The sequence below is a fragment of the Thermofilum sp. genome, from assembly GCA_038741495.1.
GTDB lineage: Archaea > Thermoproteota > Thermoprotei > Thermofilales > Thermofilaceae > Thermofilum.
On the sequence record JAVYKX010000002.1, the window covers coordinates 84,039 to 104,954 of the forward strand.

The window sequence follows — 20,916 nt, forward strand, 5'->3', positions numbered from 1 at the left end:
TCACCTCTCCACCTGCCAGAAGAAGACTCCGCTCCCCTTTTCTGCCAGCTTGTACATGTTTATCACATCTCCAGCGGTCACATCTGCGCCTCCTACACCTGCTGATATGTCGACTAGAGCCGCTGCCACGTTTCGAAGCTGCAGTGCGGTTGCCACGTCAGCTGCTAGAGGGCTGGCAGCACCAAGCGCGGACGACCTCGAAATTACCACAACCCGCTCTTTACCCTTAAGAGCTTCCGCTAGAGATTCGTAGGGGAATGGTCTGTAGAGCCAAAGCTTTAGAGCGCCGACCCTTTGACCCTCCCTCCTTAGCGTGTCGACGGCACCGACGACCTCGCCGAATATCGAGCCCATAACTACGAAGACCATGTGAGCGTCATCGCAGCGATAGCATTCGAAGCCCCTCGAGTAATCTCTCCCGGAAACCTCCCCGAGCTTAGCTGCAGCATCTCTGAATACTTTCAGCGCCTCTAAAGCGGCGAGCTTCATGGCCTTCCTGATCTTCAAGTACTCCTCGGGGTAGGCCAAGTTCCCCAGCGAAGCCGGGTCCTCAAAGCTAAGAGGCGGCTTCCAGGCCCCCTTCGGTGGGAGGAGATCTGGCGCTCTCTCGATGAGCTGAACCGGCTCGTAGGTGTGAGAAACTTCAAAAGCATCCCAGGCGACGGCCGTCGGAAGCGAAACTCTGGGGTTTTCGGAAAGCATGTAGGCTAGAAGAGTGAAATCGTAAACTTCTTGTGCGTTTGATGCGAAAAGCAGGTTCCAGCCACTATCTCTGAGCGTGTAGAAGTCCGCATGGTCGCTCCAGATATTCCACGGCGGGCCTATGGCCCTGGTCACCAGGCCCATAACTATCGGCAACCTAGCTCCAGCAGCCCACCAGACAACCTCGTACATGTACAGGAGCCCGTGAGAGGATGTTGCAGTGTACGTGCGCGCCCCTACGCTAGCCGCGCCTATCAGGGCAGCCATGGCGCTGTGCTCGGACTCTACCCTAACGAACTTAGCCTTCAGCTCCCCCGCATCTATGAAGTCCGCTAGCTTCTCGATAACCGTGGTTTGGGGAGTAATCGGGTATGCTGATATCACGTCGGGCTGGGCTTCCCTCACAGCGTACGCCGCAGCGTAGTTGCCTGTCAGAAGAAGCGCTCTCATCGCTCCCTCACCATTGTTATAGCTCCGAAAGGACACTCGTGCGCGCAAATCCCACAGCCCTTACAGTACTCGTAATCGATGAGAACCTTCTCCTCTCCTATCTCCACCACGCCATCAGGGCAGAAGAGCCAGCAGACTCCGCAGAGCTTGCACTTAGAGCTGTCAACGACCGGCCTTTCCGCTCTCCAGCCTCCCGAGGCTACAACCCCCCTTTTAGGTCTCGCTAATAGAATCTCAACCACACTTCTCGACAAGTTTCCACCCCTCCTCCACGGCTTTTAAATTCTCGCTTAGCTTGGCCTTCACTTGCAGCTTAGTAGCCTCCAGCAGCTCGTCGAGGCTGACGAGACCTGAAACCCGCGCCACAGCGCCGACCATCGGCATGTTGACTAGAGGGATGCCGGCCAGCCTAAGGTTGAGCTCCTCCGCTATTCCGAGTGCATCAACACAGTACATCTCCTGCGCTACGCGAGAGAGCTCTTCTTCAAGCCTAGTAGAGTTGACTACTACAGCTCCCGTGGGCTTAAGGAGCCCCTCGGGCTTAATGGTGCGAAGTAGAGTACTGTCAAGCACCGCGAGCAAATCTCCGCGCTGAACTCTAGACCGGGTGAGAATCCTCGTCTTAGCGATCCTGTTGTAAGCGAAGACAGGTGCGCCCCTTCTCTCAGCCCCGAAGAAAGGTATTGCGAGCGCGTAGTAGCCTCTAAGAACTGCTGCCTGAGCCAGGATAAGCGCGGCGGTGACGCCTCCCTGGCCTCCGCGGCCGAGCCAGACGACATCAAATGTTCCATCCATAACATTCTATGCAGAGAAGCTTGCTTCACATTTATATTCTTGCTCCTACCTGTTAATATTGATGAAGCCCAAGATAGTCGTTGAACCTCCAGGCCCTCAGGCTAGGGAGATTGCACGCCGGGATAACGAGCTGATAATGCAGAGCTTTGCGAGATGGTATCCGCTCGTCGCAAGGAGAGCCTACGGGGTGTGGGTGGAGGACGTTGACGGTAATGTGTACCTGGACTTTAACTCCGGCATCGGCGTTAACAACACGGGGCACTGCCACCCGAAAGTCGTAGAGGCCATCAAGAAGCAAGCCGAGCTCCTTCTTCATTACTCTCTCACCGACTTCCTTTACGAGCCGCCGGTGAGGCTTGCGGAGAAGCTTGTGGCGATAACGCCGGGAAGCTTCCCAAAGAAGGTTTTCTACGTGAACAGCGGTGCCGAAGCTATAGAGGCGAGCCTGAAGGTTTCGCGGGGGCACTTCCGCGGGAGCAGGCCTTACATCATCGCCTTCGCAGGCTCGTTCCACGGCAGGACGATGGGGGCGCTCAGCTTAACTTCCAGCAAGCCCGTGCAGAGGCGGCACTTCGCCCCCCTAGTTCCTGGCGTGTTTCACGTGCCCTATCCGTACTGCTTCCGCTGCCCCTTCAAGCTCAGGTACCCGGATTGCAACTTGTGGTGTGTCGACTTCATCGAGGAGTGGCTTCTCAAGAAGTATGTTCCTCCCGAGGAAGTTTCCGCGATAGTCTTCGAACCCATCGCCGGGGAAGGGGGGTACATAGTTCCGCCGCCCGAGTTCTTCCCGCGTTTACGTAAGCTTGCGGACAAGTACGGGATTCTGCTGGTTGACGACGAGGTGCAGGCAGGCATCGGCAGGACCGGGAGGTGGTTCGCCATAGAGAACTGGAACACCACCCCTGACATAATCGCTATCGCGAAAGGTATAGCGTCGGGTATGCCGCTTGGAGCTATCGTGAGCAGGGCCGACGTAGCTGACCTGCCGCCAGGCTCCCACGCAAGCACGTTCGGCGGTAACCCGGTCAGCTGCGCGGCAGCGTTAGCCACGCTGGAGGTCATCGAGGAGGAAAAACTCCTAGAAAATGCTAGGAGAGTGGGTGACTTCGCTAAGAAGAGACTAAGCGAGATCGCTTCCAGTGTAAGCGCCGTAGGAGACGTGAGGGGGATAGGCCTAATGATTGGTGTGGAGCTCGTGAAGCGGGACGGCTCGCCAAACCCCGAGCTTCTGCAAGCTACCATAGAGAAGGCGTTCAAGAAAGGCCTTTTGGTAATCGGTGCCGGCCTGAGCACCATTCGCGTCGCACCACCGCTCATCATCACGCAGGATGAGATGGAGACGGGGTTGGAGATACTCGAAGAATCCCTCCGGGAAGCGGTGAAGGAGAAAGGCTGGTAGCGCAACTCCCCAGAGCACCTCGAAAGTTTCTCTACCCTATAAAGACGGTACAGCTCCCGGCTCCTTTCTCAATATTCCTCATCAAGCCCTACGACCTCCCTTCGGAAGGAGCTGCGATTAAAGCTTAGCGGATCCTCAGAGGCTCAGGGCCTATGAGGGGGAATAGCACCTCGCGGAACAACCAGGCAGCGGCTACGCTTCGGTTAAAGTCGAGGAATTGATGGTGGGGCCGCCGGGATTTGAACCCGGGATTCGGCGGACGCGCTAGCGACGCGCCCTCCACCAGCGCCCCAGGCTGGCCTCAGGGGCTACCCTCAGCCAATCCTAGCCAAGCTAGACGACGGCCCCCGCGGATGCTGCTCTAGGCGCCCCTTTAATCCTTTCGCCGCCACCTCGCACCTGTACCTTCTCCTAGAGAGGTGAAACTTTCGAGCATGGAGAGAATCTATATTACCTTGGTAATACGGCAGCGGTTCTGTGCAGCAAGCTTTGGTACAGGAGGAAATACTGGCATCGCTCACAGAAACTGAGAGGAGGATCGTGGTAGCGTACCTAAAGCAGCGTGGTAAAGCTCGCGATCTCGCGCACGCGTTAGGCGTGTCCGAGCGGACGGTCTACAAAGCTCTCTACAAGTACAGGAAGCTTGCTCGAGAGCGAGGAGTAGATCCCTCCGCATTCTACCTTAGGGGGAGCTTCGGCTACCAACCCGATAACGGACGCGACGAGCTCCAGCGCCCGCTGCTGAATTTCGAAGGCATAAAGCAGGAGATTATTGCTGAGCTCGTACCCGTAATAGAGGAAGCTGTAAGGCAGGCTGTGAAACAGAGCCTAGAAGAGCTTCTCTCGGGCCAGCGCGGGCGGGCGGCAGCGGCGAGCCCCAGCGCCTCTAATCATTTAAAGAGCGACAGCGATCAAATTGCCAGGCTCATACTAACTATTGAGAAGCTTAACGAGAATCTCGTCAAGTTTGGGCAAGCGATTACCAATCTCTACTCTACCGGTACGCCACGCGTACAGCAGCATAGCTGGCAGAACCGTGCCCACGAGGACTCTCTTCCCAGCTTCGTCGTAGGCAATCCTTGGCTCGAGGTGCTATCGCAGAGATACTAGACGCGAGTCTCAGCGAGAAGCCGGTTCACCTGCATCTGTACGCGAAAAGAGTTAAGACCTTCCGATTCAAGCGTAAACCCGTGAAGACAGCGGTCGACGCTCTTGCCGCTTATGGCGGCAAAGTGGAGAAACTTATGGAACAGAGCCTCTTGAGGCACGCGGACCCTGAGTTCGCTGACGCTATTCTTTACCCTATTAGAACTGGAGGAAAAAGGGTTCGCCCAGCGTTAACTATACTTTCATGTCTTGCTAGCGGCGGCTCTGAGGAGCAGGCTTACCCGGCTGCTGCGGCGGTAGAGCTAGTGCACAATTACTCGCTCATCTTGGACGACATTATTGACCACAGCGAGGTTAGGAGGGGTCAGCCCACTCTCTGGAAGAAGTATGGGCTCAGCACAGCGATCCTGGTTGCGGTCCACTACAGGGAAACAGTGTCCGAGCTGCTAAACGAGACCCCCGACCCGAAGCTCTTCAACGAGATTGCAGCAAGGACGGTTAAGCTCATCGTGGACGGGGAAAGGCTGGACATCCTCTTCGAGCAGGCCGGCCGCAGCGACGAGCCTTACATCGTGAGCAACAGGCGCAGGCATGTATCGCTCAACGACTACTTCGCGATGATCGAGCGGAAAACTGCTGTACTTATCCAAACCGCCTGCGAGTTCGGGGCCCTTTCGGCGAGAGCTCCTCCAGACTACGTTAGGGCTCTTAGCGAGTACGGCTACAGCCTCGGGATGGCCTTCCAGGTGGGAGACGATATCATAGACATCTTCGGCGTAGAGGAGAAGACGGGTAAAGTCGTGGGAGGTGATATCCGCGAACATAAGCTCGGGAACATAGTACTACTCTTAGCAGTAGAAGAAGGTAGTGAGAAGCTGCGCGAGATTCTCTCCAAAAATGACGTAACCTCCGAGGATATTAAAGAGGCTATTGAGCTTGTGCGGCGCACCTCCGCCAGGGAAAGAGCTGAGCGCATCAGGAACGATTACGTTCAGAGAGCCCTCAAAGCTCTCGAGCCTCTACCCGAGACAGAGTATAAGTCGATCCTGAGGGATGTCGCCGTCTTCATCATGAAAAGAGAGCACTGATAAGCTATGCTTGTCTTAGTGAAGCTGGGCGGCTCTGCAATCACTGACAAAGCTAAAGCCTTCAGTTTCCGAAGAGAAAGCGCTGAGATTTTCGCGGAGAAGATCAAGGCGCTGAGAGAGATGGGCGTTAGCATTCTCATTGTCCACGGAGGGGGCTCGTTCGGCCACCCGGTGGCTCTACGGTACAGGCTCCACGAGGGTGGAAACCAGCCAGAGAAGCTTCTGGGCTTCGCAGAGACCAGGTACCGGATGACGGAACTGAGCCAGCTGCTGGTCCGTTCCCTCCTGGATCACGGCATTCCAGCCGTCGCTGTTCAAACATCTGCGATAACGGTGGCTATGGATGAAGCTCTACACTACATGGATCTAGAGCCAATAGAGAGATTTCTGAAGATGGGGCTCGTGCCGCTCCTATGCGGAGACGTCGTCCCGGATATCAAAAGAGGTATGTCTGTGCTCTCTGGTGATGCGATATCCGCTCACCTTGCGTGCAGGCTGAGGGCTTCGGCGCTAATCTTCGTGATGGGGGCGGGAGGAATATACACAAAACCTCCGAGCACTCCGGGAGCCGTTCTAGTGCGCGAGTTGAGAAGCGAGAGCGGCGTGATCCTCGGAGATGCAAGAGGCATTGACATCACAGGAGGCGTTGCAAAGAAATTACACTACGCGTTCGAAGCGGCTCGATGCGGTACTAGAGTAACGATCGGTGGGGTATCTCACCTTGTTGAAATGGCTCTGGGCTTAGACGCACCGTATACCACCGTTGTCCCCGGCTAGTCACGCGACTCTCAACGGGTGACCGAAACTTCAGCCGTGCCGCATACTAGCCTTTTTAAGCTACCGCAGACACGTATCCCGATGCGCACGCATGTGAAAGTGCTCGAGCTTCGTACATCTGAGCGCTTTCAGCTGGTAGACATAACTCGTGATGTTGAGAAGGTAGTTCAGGAGAGCGAAGTGAAGAATGGTATCTGTGTAGTGCACGCTCCCCATGCAACAGCTGCGGTGATACTGAACGAACACGAGAGCGGTCTCATCAGGGATATTCTGAACAAGTTGAGGGAACTCTTTCCACCAGACGCGGAGTACATGCACAACCGGATAGATGATAACGCTCATGCACACATCGCTTCAGCGTTGCTGGGTTCTAGCAAGGTTTTACCTGTGGTAAACTCGCGGCTGGTTAGAGGTACTTGGCAGAACATTTTCCTCGTCGAGCTGGACGGGCCGAGAAACCGGCGGGAAGTTGTAGTACAAGTTTTAGGTGAGTAAAGCTCGCGTCAGGCCTGCGGCTTGAGGGTAACTTTGACGTCTACGGCGAGTCCTCCTTTACCCTTCTCATATACGAAGAAGGGGTTGATGTCGATATCCTCGATCTCTGGTATGTCTAGAGCTAGCTTTGAGAGCTTTATGAGAGACTGCACCACCGCCTCGTAGTCCGCGGGAGGTTCGCCGCGGTACCCTTTAAGCACTCTGTAGACCTTTGTCTCCTCGAGCATCTCATAAGCGTCCTCCAGGCTCAGGGGAGCTACCCTGAAGCTAACGTCCTTCATGAGCTCAACTAGCACGCCTCCCGACCCCACCATCACTAGAGGCCCGAAAATGGGGTCTCTGTGGACTCCAAGAGCGACCTCCCTCCCCTTCTCAGCCATCTTCCTCACGATGACGCCATTTACTCGAGCGTTGGGAACCTTCGAGGAAACATTCGAGAGAACCTTGTGATACGCCTCAATGAGCTCTTCATCGCTGTTGATGTTCATGATTATCGCCCCTACGTCGCTCTTGTGGAGCACGTCGGGGGACTCAACCTCCACGACGACAGGGTAGCCCACTTCTCTCGCTACTCGCAAGGCCTCCTCCTCGCTGAGCACGAGTACCTTGGTGAGCACCGGTATCCCGTACGCTGAGACCAGCCTGGCGGCCTCCGATGAAGTTAGAGCCGCCCTGCCCTCCCCTACGGCTTTAGCGACTATCGCTTTAGCCGCTTCCCTGTCCCCGCTCACCTCTACGAGAGTCCTCTGGTCAAGCTTCCTGCGGAGATCGGAGTACCTGTACAGGGCAGCTAGAGCCGAGACGGCTTTCTCCGGGGACTCGTAGCATGGCACTCCTTTCTCGATCAGCTGGTTGCACGCTCGCTTAACCTCCTCGCCGCCTATCAGCGAGACAACTACCGGTTTCTTCACACCAGTATCCCTCATAGCCTTTAGAATCGCCTCAGCGATCTCGCCGGGGTTTGTGATCGCTGTGTGGCAGTAGAGCACGACAACCGAGTGAACTCTCCTGTCCAGGAGGAGATCCTTAAGCGCGCCAGTGTAGCTCTCCGCATCCGCCATCCCCGTGAGGTCGATGGGGTTGAAGACGCTGCCAAAGGGCGGCATGTGCCTTCTGAGCTTCTGAGCTAGGTCGTCGGGGATATCCATCAGCTTTATGCCTGCCTTCTCCGCGGCGTCCGTCGCCATTATTCCCGCGCCTCCTCCGTTGGTCAAGATAACGACTCCGCCCCCCTCGGGTAGAGGAGAGTTAGCGAGAGCTAAAGCCCAGTCGAAGAGCTCGATGAAGTCGTTAGCTAGTAGGACACCACACTGCTTGAACGCTGCCTCGTAAGCCGCGAAGCTCCCGGCGAGCGAGCCTGTGTGCGATTTTATCGCCCCGATTGTCCTGGCACCCCTCCCGGCTTTCAAGACGATAACCGGCTTCACTCTGGCTACTCGCCTGGCGACCTCCACGAACCTCCTCCCATCGCTTATACCCTCTAGGTACGCTGTAATCACTCGAGTATGAGCATCTTCGGCGAACAATTCCAGCATGTCGACCTCGTCGACATCAGCTTTATTCCCTAAGCTCACTAGGTCGGAGAGACCTATACCCATCATTCTCGTCCATCCTATGAGAGCTATACCCAGAGCACCGCTCTGCGTGATGAAGGCAATGTTTCCCGGCCTAGGGGATGTCTGGCAGAAACTCGCGTTGACACCTTTCACCGTGTCGCAGATACCGACAATGTTGGGGCCTAGAATCCTCATGCCGTACTTTCTGGCTATCTTGACCAGCGTCTCCTCGAGCTCAACGTTTCCGACCTCCTTAAAGCCGCTGGTAATAATCGCCGCAGCTTTAGCTCCTGCTTGGCCGGCCTCCTCTAGAACCTGAGGCACTACCGGCGCGGGCACAACTATGACCACTAGGTCTACACTCTCTGGGAGCTCGGAGAGAGACCTGTAGCACCGCAGCCCTAGAATCTCCTCAGCGTTCGGGTTGACGGGGTATATTCGCTCACGCGGGAAGCCGCTTTCAAGCAGATTCTTAACTACCTGGTAGCCGATCTTGCCCGGATTGCGGGAAGCACCCACCACTGCCACGCTCTCTGGCCTTATAAGCTTGAATAGCCGCTCATCCATCGACATTTCGAGCAATTATCGTGGTGCGCTTTAAGAACAGCTGTTATCAAGAAAGATAGATACTAAAGCCCATTTTCGACAACTGACGTTTAAAGACCTGCTGCAATCTGCCGCTGACCGCTTCTCAAAGCTTTCAAGCGATGCAGAGTGATGTTCGGAGACTCTGGGAGCAGGCCCTCGGGGCGCTTCGCGAGAAGCAGGAGCAACCCTAAGCCGAAAACCACGTAGGCGAAGTAGTTTACATCTATAGGTAACCTGAGGAGAGGCTTTAGGAAAGAGAGAGTTTTATCGAGAGCTATGTAGACTCCAGCTCCGACAAGCGGACCCAGCGGGTTCCCGCGGCCGCCCAAGATCACGATCATCACGACCAGGAAGGTCTTTCCCACGGTGAAATCATCCGGGTTCACAGCACCCATGTAGAACGAGTACACCACCCCGGCTAGCGCTGCCATCACCGAGCCGATCACCAGCGTAGTGATTCTCATCTTAACAACGTCCCTGCCCAGAATCGATGCTGCGAGCTCACTATCTCGGATCGCCCTGAGAACTCTGCCGTAACGCGATGCAGAAAGCTCCCGGAAGACAGCCCAGGTCAAGAGCATAAGTCCCCAAGCAAACGCGAACAATGCGTAAGGCCTGAAGCTCCCTGCCCAAGCGAAAACGTCGACAACCCCAGCGCCAAACGTTCCCCCCACGATGTTCTCGTCGTTCCTCGCTATGACTCTAACCGTCTCGCTGAATGCGATCAGGGTGATCCCTAAGTAATCCTCTCTCAGGCGAATAGCCGGGTAGGATGCTAAAACCCCTAGCAGGGCTGCTCCTGCTACAGCGACTACTACAACAACCGCTAGTATTGACAAGCCGAGAAGCGGGTTCTCAGCCACCTGCTTGGTAACCATCGTTGCGTAGAGCCAAGACCGCTCCCTGAAGGATCCTTCCCAGCTCCACCCAAGCAGCCAAGTTCCAAGCCTGGCGCTCAAACCCCCTACGCTGAACGCTCCGACGGCGAAGAAAGCCGCTTTAGCGAAGTTCGGCAGCCCGAGCTCACCGTACTCGAGCTCCATAGAGATCGCAAGTATCGCGTACACGGAGTAAAGCACGCAAACATCCACGAGCATCGCTAGAGGATCCATCAACGTCACCTCTCCCAGATCGATGCCAGGCCCTTTGGCCGCGCAAGCAGAGTAGCGACTATGACGGAGAACGCGAGCAGCGGCCTGTACGCTGTACTGAGGCCCATGGAGGCCAGAAGGTATGCGAGTGCGCTCTCGGAAAATCCTATCACGTAAGCCCCAACGATGCTGCCTAGAAGGCTTTGAAGGCCTCCCAGAGTCACCGCGGCGAATAGCGTTAAGAGTATGAAGCTCCCCGTATCCGGGCTCACAACGAACCTGTACGGTATCATCGCGCCCGCGAGACCGGCGAAAGCACCCGCCAGGAACCAGCTTAGCGCCAGGATTTGCTTAGTGTTTATTCCGAGAGTCTCTGCCAGCTCCGCGCTTTCAGCGACTGCGCGCATCTTCACACCGACTCTCGTATGGTATAGCAGGAGGTAGAGGGATACCAGAGCGGAGGTGGTGACGAACATTACAGCTAAGGGGTAGCCTTCGACCTTAAAGCCGGCCAGCTCTACAGTGATGTCTTTGAAGATGAAACCTCTGGAGTACACGCTTAGGCTAGCCTGCAGGTAGTCTGCGAGGATGCTCAGCAGAGCCCTGATGATGACGTCTAGAGCCATGGAAGCAATCATGAGGGTAACGAGGCCGTGCCTTCTCAGAGGCTCGAAGACCAGGAGGTAGGAGGCTAGAGCTGCTAACCCCCCCAGTAGCGCCGACACTGGGAGGGCTGCGTAAGGGTGTACGCGCATCACAACACTCGTAATGAGGGCTGCGTAAGCCCCGATGGTCATGTAGTCCGCGTGAGCAAAGTTGCTGACCCGGGTAGTAATAATGCAGAGAGCGAGGCCTAGGCTGGATAGAGCTAAAAGGCTAGAGTAAGCTGCTGCCTCGACAAGCACTAGCAAGAAAGGTCACCCAAGCCCGAGGTACATTTTACCTAGGTCCTCGTTCTCCAGAAGATCTTCTGAGGGGCCGAAAAACTTCGCCTCCCCCGAGACCATGAGAAGTGCCTGACTACTCACTCTGAGAGCCATTGTGGCATTTTGCTCGACGAGCATTACGGTTAGACCGAGGTTTTCGTTGAGCTCCTTAACCTTTTGGAGCAGCATCGAAGCTAGCTTCGGCGCTAGAGCTGCAGTGGGCTCATCGAGCAGAAGAAGCTGTGGCCTGTGAAGCAGGCTCATCGCCAGGGCGACCATCTGCCGCTCTCCCCCGCTCAGCGTCCTCACCTTTCTGTCCATGAGGCTCTTCAGCTCTGGTAAGATTTCCAGCACCTCGCTCAACCTCGATTCTTCGACGCTTCGGGGCAGCGTCGAAGCTGCTAGGAGCAAGTTTTCGCGAACCTTAAGGCTCTCAAACGTACTCCCAACTTGTGGAAGGTAAGACATGCCTAGCAGAGCCCTCCTGTAGGGGGGCTCTCGAGTTATCTCCCTACCATTGAACTTCACGGCACCTCTGAACACTCTCGCAAGTCCGAAGATCCCCTTGAGGAGAGTACTCTTTCCGCTGCCGTTCGGCCCGACGACCGCCAGGATCTCGCCTCGAGATAATTTGAAGCTGATCCTGTGAACTATCTCTATTGAGCCGTACCCTACGGAAAGGTCATCAACCACCAGCATTCGGATCAGCCTGCCGCCAGGTACGCTGATAGGACACGGGGGCTGCCTACAACCTCTTGGGGGGACCCTTCGGCAATTACCACACCTCTGTGAAGCACGTAAACGTAGTCGGCGTAGCTCAGCGCTATGTCGAGTCGATGCTCCACGAACAGTACGCCCAGACCCTCGCCCGCTAAGCGCCGAAGACTGCTCATTATCCTTCGAGCAAGCGAGGGATTTACCCCCGCGAGTGGCTCGTCGAGGAGAAGCACATCCGGTTCCCCCATAAGTGCGCGGGCAAGCTCTAGCAGCTTCATCTGTCCTCCGCTAAGTTTTCCAGCTGGCTTATCCCACACCTCTCCTAAGCCTACCAGGTCTAGGATTTTCCAGGCTCTCTCCAGGGCCTCTTCCTCTTCCCGGATCCAAGAGCGGCTCAGGAGCATGTTGAGGGGCTTCTCTTCCTCGTAGAAACGCAGCGGGACGAGCAGGTTCTCTAGCACGCTTAGGCTCCGGAAGGGCAGCGGGGTCTGGAAAGATCTAGCTAGGCCGAGCCTAAACCTTTCGTGAGGGGGAAGCTCAGTCACGTCAATTCCCTTGAAAAGCACCCTCCCCCCATCGGGGCTCAGCACTCCGCTCAGGATGTTCAGTAGAGTGGTTTTACCGCTACCGTTCGGTCCAGCAAGCAGGGTCAAGCGGCCTCTGCTTACACTTGTTGAAACATTCTCGAGTACTCGAAAGCCTCCGAAACTCTTGCTTACCTGGAGCGCTTCGAGAAGCGGCCCCCTCATCCCCTTATACACCGCTCGTAGCATTAACCGGCAGGAGCCTTCCACTCGTGATCTCGTAAATCGCCGTCATAACCCACTGCAAGCCCTCGGGACCCCGTCTAACTTCGAAGATACCGTAGTCGCCGTAAGCCCTGTCGCCGTTCTCGTCAAGAGGGATGTAGCCGGTGACGCCGTAGTAGTGCTGAGCGACGAGCGGTAGGGTCCTAGCGATGATCTCTCCATCGTAGGACCCTGTTAGGATAACCGAGAGAGCTATGAGCCACACCGCGTCGTAGGCGTTCATCGAGTAGACGTCCGGGTTCTCACCGTACAAGCTCCTGTAGACTCTGATGAAATTCTGCTGCAGCTGGTTACTCGCTGGAACATAGTTCGTGCTGGGGTTTCCGCCGAACTTCAATATCTCCTCTCCCACCTCCTCGATGAACTTCGAGGAGAGAGCGGACCCGTCTGTGCCGAACAGCACCACTCCGCTGAATACCGGGTTCCTGGACATTAGGCGAATAATATTCACTCCATCGTCCTCGAACGATATCATTATCACTGCTGTCGGGCTGCCGAAACCGGAGGTTATGTCCGCGAGCCTAGCGACCTCTGCGGACAGATCCTGCGCTCTGGGATCGTATGCTACGCCTTCAGCTCTGCCGCCCAGAGATTCGAAGTTTTGCTTGAATGAGCTGAAAAGCCCCTGGCCCCACGCGTCATTCCTGTAGATAACCGCAGCCTTTCTGTACCCTAAATGCCAGATGAGCTCCGCCAGAACTCTACCCTGGAACTTGTCGGTGGGAACAAGCCTGAAGACATAGTCTCCCGGGATTGCCAGCGCTACCGACGTAGACCCCTGGCTAACCACGACTATCTTGTTAGAGTCGGCAAACTGCTTTACCGCTGAAACCTCGCTGCTGCTTAGAGGGCCTACCACTGCTCTCACCCCCTGCGCGAAGAGAACCTGTATCTTGCTCCGAGCGACTTCAGGGTCTCCGCGGGTATCCTCCACAATCAGCCTGAACCGGTACGGGGATCCCACACGTGACGCAAAATCGTTCACATCTCGCACAGCAAGCTCTAGAGCTTGACGCTCTCTCTTGCCGAAGCTTGCCAGGTCTCCTGTGAGCGGTAGCAGCGCTCCAAGGGGAACTTCAACGGTGCCCTCGCTCTGGCGCGGTGGCGCTGCCTGCAGTAGCGCTCCGAGCATGTATCCGAGGAACAAGGCAGCTATCAGAGCAGCTATCCAGCCGGCATATCCTCTTAACGTTCTTCCGCTCATCGCGCGCCGCTTGATGCGTCTATTTTAAGAGTTGCGTCTCCGAAGCAACGGTTCTGTAACCGCTCAACGAGTCACTAGTTAAAGGTTATCAGCAACGTTTAAAGTAGACTACCGCTGCCAGCGTTATACTCGATCGAGAATAACGCTTATTAGATTTTTCATCTAATACTCATCGCTGTGCTTACCGACCGGTACGGAAGGCCTTTAAGCAACCTTCGCGTGACAGTTACGCACGATTGCAACTACTCTTGCTTGTTTTGCCATAGGGAAGGGGAGCCGCTCGGGGGGACCTTCACTTTTAAGCCTGAGCACTTCCGGCTAATGGTGCAGGCAGCTTATTCGCTGGGAGTTAAGCAGGTCAAGTTGACTGGTGGTGAACCGCTGCTGCGCCGCGACATAGTCGAGATCGCTGAAGAGCTGTCTAGTCTGGGGAAGAAAGATCTTGAAGTCTCTATCACGACTAACGGCTTTTTCCTGGTTGAGAATGCTTCAAGGCTGTCTGAGGCAGGCGTTTCTAGAGTTAACGTGAGCCTTCACTCCCTTGAGAGAAATACCTATAAGCTCCTCACGGGGAGGGATAGCCTCTCTAAAGCGCTTGCCGGAGTTGATGCCGCTATTGATGCGGGTCTAGGAGTGAAGCTCAACTTCGTGCTGACCCGGCTCAACGCGAGAGAAGTCCCACGCCTTCTAGACTTTGCATCTTCGAAGGGGGTTAACGTGAATCTTATCGAGCTCATACCGCTAGGAGAGGGGCACTACGGTTTTAGCGAGTTGTACATGCCGGTAGAAATGGTGCTTCCTCACCTCGAGAAGAGGTCTGTTAGCAGCGGGCGCCGCGAACTGCACAACCGCCCTGTCTACGTTCTCGACACGGGTGTAAAGGTGGAGGTTATCGCAAACTACCTGAACCCCAGCTTCTGTCTTGGCTGCAGCAGAGTGAGATTCACTCATGATGGCAAGCTGAAGGTTTGCCTTTACAGAGATAACCCTGCGATCAGCGTGAGAGACGTTCTGCTCTCCAAGCTACCCGAGGATGAAAAGCTCGAGAAACTAGAGGAAGCTTTGATAGAGGCGAACTCTCTTCGCGAACCTTACTTCAGGTTAGAGAACGGTGTCGTGAAAACCGCGGATGGACAGATCCTAGGACCGCCGCGCGAGCTTTAAAATGATTAAAATAGACCTAGTCCTCATGCTTTAAAACTATATGGAATGTGTTTTGCTGGCAAGTTTTACAGTATAAGTACACTTTCTTAAACTCGTAGAGATTAAAGCCTGCATTCATCGTGCGTTGAGACCCGCAAACCTCGCACTTCAAGTACCACAGCGTCACGAGAGCTCACCTTCTGGGTCAGAGGCTGCTCGCAACATCACACATCTGCGCAGAGTTACTATCATCATCCCTGTGCTGTGCATTTCAAACTACTTTTAAGTTTATGCGGTTTCAGGGCGCCTGGCCTGCGGAAGAGACGAGCTCCATCGTTCTCACCACACGCGCCTCTGGGAGAGCTTCTGCCAGTCTCTCAGCCTGAGTAGTTATTACGACTTGGTCGACGCCGGCGGTTTTGAAGATATTCTGCATGTAGGTGAGCTTAACTCTCTCGTCTACGTTAGGTAGTGGTTCGTCTAGCAGCATGAAACCAACATTGTGAGGTAGAAGCTTGAAGATCGACGTCAATAAGGCTAAGATAACTACTGTTTTCTGCCCATCACTCAGCCGCGCAGTAAAGGGTGTCCACTCACCGCCGACTTTCACTGCAACTTTGAAGGTGCTTCTCAGGCCTCGAACCTCCTCGACTTCTAGCTTCACCTCCTCAATATCCGAGTAAGGGTATATCGACTTCAGGAGAAGATTCATGGTGTCGCTTATTTTCCTTACTCTCTCCTCGCGGAGGTCGGCCAGCGCCCTCAGCATAGCCTTCCGAACCGCTAAGAGATTCTTCCGGAGGTTTTCAACCCTCTTGAGATTCTCGCTTAGCTCGCGGTACTCGCGCTCAGCTTCCTCAAGCTGCTGCTTTAGCGGCATGCTCTCCAGCGCTTCGATCTTGGCTTCGATACCTCTCAACTGTTCCCTCAGATCCCTGAACTGCCTCTCCAGCTCATCATACCTGCGCTTCTGCGGAAGCAGCTGCTCGAGCTGCAGCCGCTTGTCCTCTAGTGTCTTCTCGAGGCTCTCGATCTCCCTTGCGGCGTCAAGCTTCTCGACACCTTCTCGCAGTTGAAGAAGCAGGTTGCCAGCCCTGCTCAACTGAAATTCGATGGCTTTGTACTCTTGTCTAGCTCTCTCAAGCTCTTCTCTGACTTCCTCGCACTCCTTACTCAACTTCTCCCTCAAGCTCTCGAGCTCCTCGTACCTGCTGACAGGCTCCTCCAGCTCGATAAGCCTAGCCTTGATCTCCTGCAGCTCCGATAAGACTCTCTTCAATCGCTGGATCTTCTCCTCCTTAGATCTCAGCTCGGACTCCTGCTCTGCAGCAGATTCCCTGATCCGCGGCTCAAGCTTCTCTACCGAGCTTTTATCGAGCTCGCTGCCACAGACAGGGCACCGGGTTTCGCCTCTAAGTCTAAGTTCCTCCACAATTCGTCTCCGCAGGATACCGGCGGCTCTGCCCTCGAGTACTAATTCCTTAAGCCTCTCGTACTCTCTCTCGAGCTTTGAAATCTCGGAGCGCAGCTTGTCTTCGGACCCTACCTCCGAAAGAATTCTCTCACGCCGCTCGCTCAGGTCCTCAAACTCCCGAACCTGTACCTCGAGGTTCACCAGCATCTCTTCGACTTGCTTTAACCTGAGCTCACACTCGTTTACCTCGACAGCCTTCCCGGCCTCCACCTCTCTTAGCCCTCTATCAAACTCGTCGACTATCGCGCTGTGAGCCTCCTTTAGCGCCTCGTAGACCCGCTTCAGGTTCATGCTCGCTGGATCAACTTTCTCAAGCTTCTCCTTAACGGAGGCAGGCACAGGAAGAAGCTCAGCAGCCCTCAGGAGCCTGTGCTTTAAATCATCGGCTAGAGACGCGAGTGTGTACTCGTCGAAACCCCCCTTCCCAATCTTTTGCTTCAACTTCTGGAGTATCTGCGAAACCTCAGCGATTGATGCCTGAAGCTTTTCAAACTCATTCTTAGCACCCTCAAGTTTTTCCAACTCAACCTTTATCGCTGACAGCTTGCCGAGCAGCTCATCACGTTGAGATCTAAGCCTGGCGAGTTCCTTGGACGTGGACTCGTACTGCAGCTCCAGCTTGCGCAAGTTCTCTTCAGCTGCGGAAAGCAAGCCTCTCAACTTTTCCAGCTCGGACTCCACCCGCCTTACTGGAATGCTTTTCACGAGCCCTGCCACGGAGTCTAGACCCAGCAAGCGATCGAGGACCCTGCTCCTGGCTTCAGGTGTTCCGTAGGCGAGTAGAAGAAGGGTGGCGAAACTTAGGTGCACAGTCCGGTAGAACTCCTCGAAATCTAACCCCAGTAAACTCTCCACGTACTCCCTGACCGCACCGCTACCTCTAACTACCCGCCCGTCGGGCAGAACCAGTTTCGCGTACTCCTTATGCTCCCTGGAGATCTCTCGCATTATGCTGAGAACGCTATCCCCGTGCTTCAGCACTACCTCTATGCGCGCTTTATCTCTTCTCGCATTGATAAGATCGCTCTTAGCGTAAAATCTTCTCCGCAGCCCCGGCTCCATCCCGTAAAGCGCGTAGGACACCGCGGAGAGAAGGCTGCTCTTACCCGAGCCTACGGGTCCAGCTATTACAGTTAACCCCTGGTCTAGCTCGAGTGAAACTTTCTGGGCGAAGTACCTGAATCCCTCAATCTCCACCCTCTTCAGCAGCACCGGCACGCGGCTCTCCCTCTAGCATCGCCTCTACTAGCTGCTTAACCCCCCTACGCCCTCTGGTCACGTACGCCTGAAGGATTTCTTCCGCGAGCCTCAAAGCCTCAGGATCATCGGAGAGCTCCCTCCGGAGTACCTCTCGCAGCACTCGCTCAACGCTAACTCCCATGTATCTCTCACGATGCATAAGATCGCCTCGGCAGCTACTTGCTATCCACTCCCCGCTTGCTGAAGATCATAAACCATGGATTGTTGCGCGCAAACTCGGGCAAATCATCAGGTATGCTTGAAGCGCTGGGGGGTGTGGAAACCTGAGAAGCCGATTCTCCCGCTCGCTCACTGCTGAACTGGATCCGCTGCCCTTGCGGGAGGGCAGCCGAAGCGTCAGGAACGCTACGCTGAGGGGCTTGCTCGTGTTCGCGTAGGCCGGTGGGTCTTGAGAGGCCGGCTCCCGGTGGCTCGCCCCGCCTAAGTGGAGCGGGTAGAACCTCCTCAACAGCCCCTTCGTCGCCGACTCTTAGGAGCCCAACCTTGTGGTACCCTTCAAGAACATCGCGAAGCATAGTCATCCTCTTGCCTGCGATTCTTCTCAGGAAGTTTGATGGCACCGCGATGTATACGCGGTCGAACGAGAGGGGACGGCATCCCGCTGATGCTTCCCACACAGCTTCGAGAACCCCGCTGGACGAAGCTGGGAGAACAATCCTGACAGCGATCGATTCGCTATTTGAGTAGCATACTAAAGTTTGGTCTTCAAGCTCCTCGACTCTGCAACCTCTGCTTTCGAGGTAGCTTTTGACCGCGGCAAGCACCCTGTACCTCGACAGTACGCGCGCCATTCTTCTGAAAATTAATCGTGTGTGTAGCTAATTAAGCATGCTGGTCGCGAATTTAATAGTGGACTCCTCTCTTGTACCAGCCTTCCATCCGGCCCCAGTTCCACTCAATCGTATCAGGTACAGCCAGGCTATACACAATGCCCCCTTTCCAAACCGAGTAGAGAGGATCTGATACAAGTTTCACAGTGTAGTCCAGCCCCTTCTGCCTCAGCTGTAGGGCAACTTTCTCCGCAGAGTTCACAGCTACGTCCTCTAAACCCTGCGGGACCTTCCACGCGAAGTTACCGCCGCTGAGTATAGCCACTCTTATCTGCTGCTGAGCCTCGAAGCTTGTCCTGCCGATTGAGTATCTTATCGCGTCGATGAGCGGAAGAGTGCCCGGAAGCCTCTGGTCCCCCACCACAGTGTCTCTAGGCCTCGGCATGCCTCGCTTGTAGTAACTCTCGTAGATCTCGTGATTAGGGTCGAAGATTATCTCCCCTATGAGGAAGCGCATCCACGAGTTTGAACCCATATCTATCTCAATCGTAGTTCGCGGGACTTTGAACACCACGCGGAAACGCTCCGGCTCTTTTTTAGCCTTCTCGATAGCGAGGTCAAGGTCCCTCGGCACGAGACCCACGCTCTCCTTGAACATTCTTACGAACTTCTCCTCCCTGGCCCGGTCTTCGTAGCCGAGGTCCCGTAAAATCTCCGCGGCGATAGCGTCGGCCTCGGCTCCTCCCCGGTTAAGCACCGTTATTGCGTCGCGCACCGGGTAAACGACGATAGGTGTAACCTGAGTGTTGCCGTGGCCAGATTCCACCACGATACACTCCGTGATCTTCTCAGCAATCGCCACGGCGAGCGGCTGGGGGATTATCGTCACTGCCTTGACGTAGCGGCCTTCCTTGTCAAGCTCCGCGTGAATGTCGAACAACCGCTCATACATGTGCCTCGGAGCTATAGCTGAGAGGGCAGCTGTAACGTAAAAGCCATCGAAGTCCTGAGCCTTCTTCATCTCCTTCAAACTCTTCTCGAAACCGTACCTCGTTATCTCCTTGATGACAGCCCAGGCCCGCTCGTTACCTCTCTCCACGAGACCATCATGCATCGGGTATATGAGAGCGCGACCCATTGTGTCCACAGCGGGCAGGTACCGGGAAACCTCCTCTCCCACAACGATGGGTTTAGAAACTCCGAAAAGCTCTAGCAGAACCTTCGACTCGAGCTCCGACGTGATAACACCTCTATTCTCTATGACGTAAGGTCTCTCCGCAACGGGACCGAACTTAAAGTGGCTTGTACCGTAATCTTCCGCGTACGCGTACTTCCTCCTATACTCGTCGATCACCAGCGCCCCACCGCGAATGAAGCAGTAGTGGCACTAATAGCCTTTTATCTGCAAGATCGCAGTAGCCATGTGAGAAGCGAAAGCCCGACGGGCATGCGTGCGGCGCGCGACGAGGCCCTGCTCTACGTAGAATACAAGGGATCTAAGCTAGCCGTAGCTAGGATTCGGCGAGAGGTTATCCCGTTCAACTTTGATGAATTGGTAAAGATTCGGAGCACCATCACGCGAGTGTCCAAGCGCGGCGGCTTGCTGCTGTTTCAAGTGCCAGCCAGCCTCCGCCACGAACACAGTCTCTACAGAAGCTTCCAACCGGGAGATGTGCTAGTAGCTTACCAATTGGGCTGCCTAGCCATCCTCACAGAGCCCCTGGTGCCGGAGGGGATCGAGTTGTTCAAGGCTGGAGAGGTGGTGGAGGGTTTCGAAAACCTCTCAAGGCTGCAGCCAGGAGACACGGTTAAGCTTCGCGTTGCAACCGGTGAAGCTGTCGAATAGCAGGCAGTAGCTTTTTCTAGGCCTCTCACCCTCTAGTCGCGTGACAGCGGAACATGCAAGCCTGACGGAGCAGATGGGGCGCGTGATCCCCCTGAAGCTGAGGGCTCTGGGTGACCTGGCCAGACTTGTCGGCAGCACGATGACTATGGGCCACCCCTCCTACTTGATTCACTTTGCAGAGCAGGGGAAGCACGTGTATGGAGTGTTCATAGTTTTCCGCGACTACTACAGGCTCTACGGCGTGCCCATGTTCTACTACGTAATATCGGAGAAAGAGCTGCCGGGGAACTACCTGCTCTATAGATCCGATGAGAGCGGAGAGTACGTTGAGGTTTCAAAGGGTATTAAACCGGGCTACGTCGCAGTACCTATAGTGAATCTGCGAGAGAAACCTCAACTACTGGACCGGCTCGAAGTGGAAGCTGAGTAGGCGGTTTACTTCTTACGCTCTAAGACTATCTCTATGGTGGAGACGTTTCTGCGCTTGTCGCCTTCGCCGACCTGCTCGCTGCCGATGCGCACGTTGGTTATGTCAACCTCGTCCTTGAGGAACCTGCTCCTCACAATCTCAGCGACATCGACAGCTCTGGAGATGGCCCTGCCTCTCGCTTTAATCAGGACGCGCTTGGCGCCTTGGTTGAACTGTATGACTGCCGCGAGAACGTAGTTCATGGCGCTCTTGTTTCCTACTAGTACGCTGCCTTCCTGAAAGCTCATTT

Annotated in this window: 22 protein-coding genes and 1 tRNA gene; 8 read left to right on the forward strand and 15 right to left on the reverse strand. The window is 55.3% G+C overall.

Annotation, left to right across the window (positions count from 1 at the left end; genetic code table 11):
- The 3 genes from QXU72_05125 to QXU72_05135 are packed head-to-tail and all read right to left on the reverse strand — an operon-like array spanning position 1 to position 1,947.
- Positions 1–1,152, reverse strand: coding sequence for a hypothetical protein (locus QXU72_05125; GenBank protein MEM0494637.1), 1,152 nt, complete (start codon positions 1,150–1,152; stop codon positions 1–3).
- On the reverse strand, positions 1,149–1,406 hold the full coding sequence (locus QXU72_05130; protein ID MEM0494638.1) for a 4Fe-4S binding protein: 258 nt from the start codon (positions 1,404–1,406) through the stop codon (positions 1,149–1,151). The genes QXU72_05125 and QXU72_05130 overlap by 4 nt, the downstream gene beginning before the upstream one ends.
- The gene (locus tag QXU72_05135) at positions 1,387–1,947 is read right to left on the reverse strand and encodes a 2-oxoacid:acceptor oxidoreductase family protein (GenBank protein ID MEM0494639.1); all 561 of its coding nucleotides are present in this window, start codon (positions 1,945–1,947) and stop codon (positions 1,387–1,389) included. The genes QXU72_05130 and QXU72_05135 overlap by 20 nt, the downstream gene beginning before the upstream one ends.
- A gap of 61 nt (positions 1,948–2,008) precedes the next feature.
- Here QXU72_05135 and QXU72_05140 point away from each other — a divergent pair, with 61 nt between their 5' ends.
- Entirely contained in the window at positions 2,009–3,346 is a 1,338-nt protein-coding gene (locus QXU72_05140) for an acetyl ornithine aminotransferase family protein (GenBank protein MEM0494640.1), read from the forward strand.
- Between the two features lie 221 nt (positions 3,347–3,567).
- Here QXU72_05140 and QXU72_05145 read toward each other — a convergent pair.
- Positions 3,568–3,694 (reverse strand) — tRNA-Pro (locus QXU72_05145).
- Positions 3,695–3,823: 129 nt separating this feature from the next.
- Between QXU72_05145 and QXU72_05150 the strand changes: the two genes are divergently transcribed.
- From QXU72_05150 to QXU72_05165, 4 genes are all read left to right on the forward strand, one after another.
- Positions 3,824–4,456: a helix-turn-helix domain-containing protein gene (locus QXU72_05150; GenBank protein ID MEM0494641.1), complete on the forward strand. Its 633-nt coding sequence runs from the start codon at positions 3,824–3,826 to the stop codon at positions 4,454–4,456.
- Positions 4,426–5,541 (forward strand): polyprenyl synthetase family protein, encoded by a 1,116-nt coding sequence (locus QXU72_05155; GenBank protein ID MEM0494642.1) that lies wholly within the window; start codon positions 4,426–4,428, stop codon positions 5,539–5,541. Before QXU72_05150 ends, QXU72_05155 begins: the two co-directional genes overlap by 31 nt.
- Positions 5,542–5,547: 6 nt before the next feature.
- Complete coding sequence (locus tag QXU72_05160; GenBank protein ID MEM0494643.1) at positions 5,548–6,318, forward strand: isopentenyl phosphate kinase; 771 nt, start codon at positions 5,548–5,550, stop codon at positions 6,316–6,318.
- An 81-nt stretch (positions 6,319–6,399) separates the two neighbouring features.
- A complete protein-coding gene (locus QXU72_05165) occupies positions 6,400–6,813 on the forward strand; it encodes a secondary thiamine-phosphate synthase enzyme YjbQ (protein MEM0494644.1) in 414 nt (137 codons plus the stop codon).
- Between the two features lie 8 nt (positions 6,814–6,821).
- On the opposite strand, the gene QXU72_05170 is transcribed toward QXU72_05165, so the two are convergent.
- The 6 genes from QXU72_05170 to QXU72_05195 form a co-directional block, all read right to left on the reverse strand.
- Positions 6,822–8,936, reverse strand: a complete 2,115-nt coding sequence (locus tag QXU72_05170) for an acetate--CoA ligase family protein (protein ID MEM0494645.1) — start codon at positions 8,934–8,936, stop codon at positions 6,822–6,824.
- 89 nt (positions 8,937–9,025) lie between these two features.
- Entirely contained in the window at positions 9,026–10,069 is a 1,044-nt protein-coding gene (locus tag QXU72_05175; GenBank protein MEM0494646.1) for a branched-chain amino acid ABC transporter permease, read from the reverse strand.
- Positions 10,070–10,074: 5 nt separating this feature from the next.
- Positions 10,075–10,953, reverse strand: coding sequence for a branched-chain amino acid ABC transporter permease (locus QXU72_05180; GenBank protein ID MEM0494647.1), 879 nt, complete (start codon positions 10,951–10,953; stop codon positions 10,075–10,077).
- 12 nt (positions 10,954–10,965) lie between these two features.
- Complete coding sequence (locus QXU72_05185) at positions 10,966–11,673, reverse strand: ABC transporter ATP-binding protein (GenBank protein MEM0494648.1); 708 nt, start codon at positions 11,671–11,673, stop codon at positions 10,966–10,968.
- A gap of 5 nt (positions 11,674–11,678) precedes the next feature.
- Positions 11,679–12,440, reverse strand: coding sequence for an ABC transporter ATP-binding protein (locus QXU72_05190; protein ID MEM0494649.1), 762 nt, complete (start codon positions 12,438–12,440; stop codon positions 11,679–11,681).
- Positions 12,441–12,444: 4 nt separating this feature from the next.
- The gene (locus QXU72_05195; GenBank protein MEM0494650.1) at positions 12,445–13,704 is read right to left on the reverse strand and encodes an ABC transporter substrate-binding protein; all 1,260 of its coding nucleotides are present in this window, start codon (positions 13,702–13,704) and stop codon (positions 12,445–12,447) included.
- A gap of 177 nt (positions 13,705–13,881) precedes the next feature.
- Here QXU72_05195 and moaA point away from each other — a divergent pair, with 177 nt between their 5' ends.
- Positions 13,882–14,868, forward strand: a complete 987-nt coding sequence (gene moaA / locus QXU72_05200) for a GTP 3',8-cyclase MoaA (GenBank protein ID MEM0494651.1) — start codon at positions 13,882–13,884, stop codon at positions 14,866–14,868.
- 277 nt (positions 14,869–15,145) lie between these two features.
- Here the strand turns inward: moaA and QXU72_05205 are convergent, their stop codons facing one another.
- From QXU72_05205 to QXU72_05220, 4 genes are read right to left on the reverse strand one after another with little or no spacing between them, the layout of a single operon-like run.
- A complete protein-coding gene (locus tag QXU72_05205; protein ID MEM0494652.1) occupies positions 15,146–17,539 on the reverse strand; it encodes an AAA family ATPase in 2,394 nt (797 codons plus the stop codon).
- On the reverse strand, positions 17,508–17,720 hold the full coding sequence (locus QXU72_05210; protein MEM0494653.1) for a hypothetical protein: 213 nt from the start codon (positions 17,718–17,720) through the stop codon (positions 17,508–17,510). Before QXU72_05210 ends, QXU72_05205 begins: the two co-directional genes overlap by 32 nt.
- A gap of 16 nt (positions 17,721–17,736) precedes the next feature.
- On the reverse strand, positions 17,737–18,372 hold the full coding sequence (locus QXU72_05215; GenBank protein ID MEM0494654.1) for a hypothetical protein: 636 nt from the start codon (positions 18,370–18,372) through the stop codon (positions 17,737–17,739).
- A gap of 52 nt (positions 18,373–18,424) precedes the next feature.
- Entirely contained in the window at positions 18,425–19,705 is a 1,281-nt protein-coding gene (locus QXU72_05220) for a hypothetical protein (protein ID MEM0494655.1), read from the reverse strand.
- 69 nt (positions 19,706–19,774) lie between these two features.
- Between QXU72_05220 and QXU72_05225 the strand changes: the two genes are divergently transcribed.
- Together QXU72_05225 and QXU72_05230 are read left to right on the forward strand one after the other, a co-directional pair.
- The gene (locus QXU72_05225; GenBank protein ID MEM0494656.1) at positions 19,775–20,197 is read left to right on the forward strand and encodes a hypothetical protein; all 423 of its coding nucleotides are present in this window, start codon (positions 19,775–19,777) and stop codon (positions 20,195–20,197) included.
- 40 nt (positions 20,198–20,237) lie between these two features.
- Positions 20,238–20,627 (forward strand): cren protein, encoded by a 390-nt coding sequence (locus tag QXU72_05230; protein ID MEM0494657.1) that lies wholly within the window; start codon positions 20,238–20,240, stop codon positions 20,625–20,627.
- Positions 20,628–20,632: 5 nt separating this feature from the next.
- Here the strand turns inward: QXU72_05230 and albA are convergent, their stop codons facing one another.
- A complete protein-coding gene (gene albA / locus QXU72_05235; protein ID MEM0494658.1) occupies positions 20,633–20,914 on the reverse strand; it encodes a DNA-binding protein Alba in 282 nt (93 codons plus the stop codon).
- Positions 20,915–20,916 lie beyond the last annotated feature (2 nt).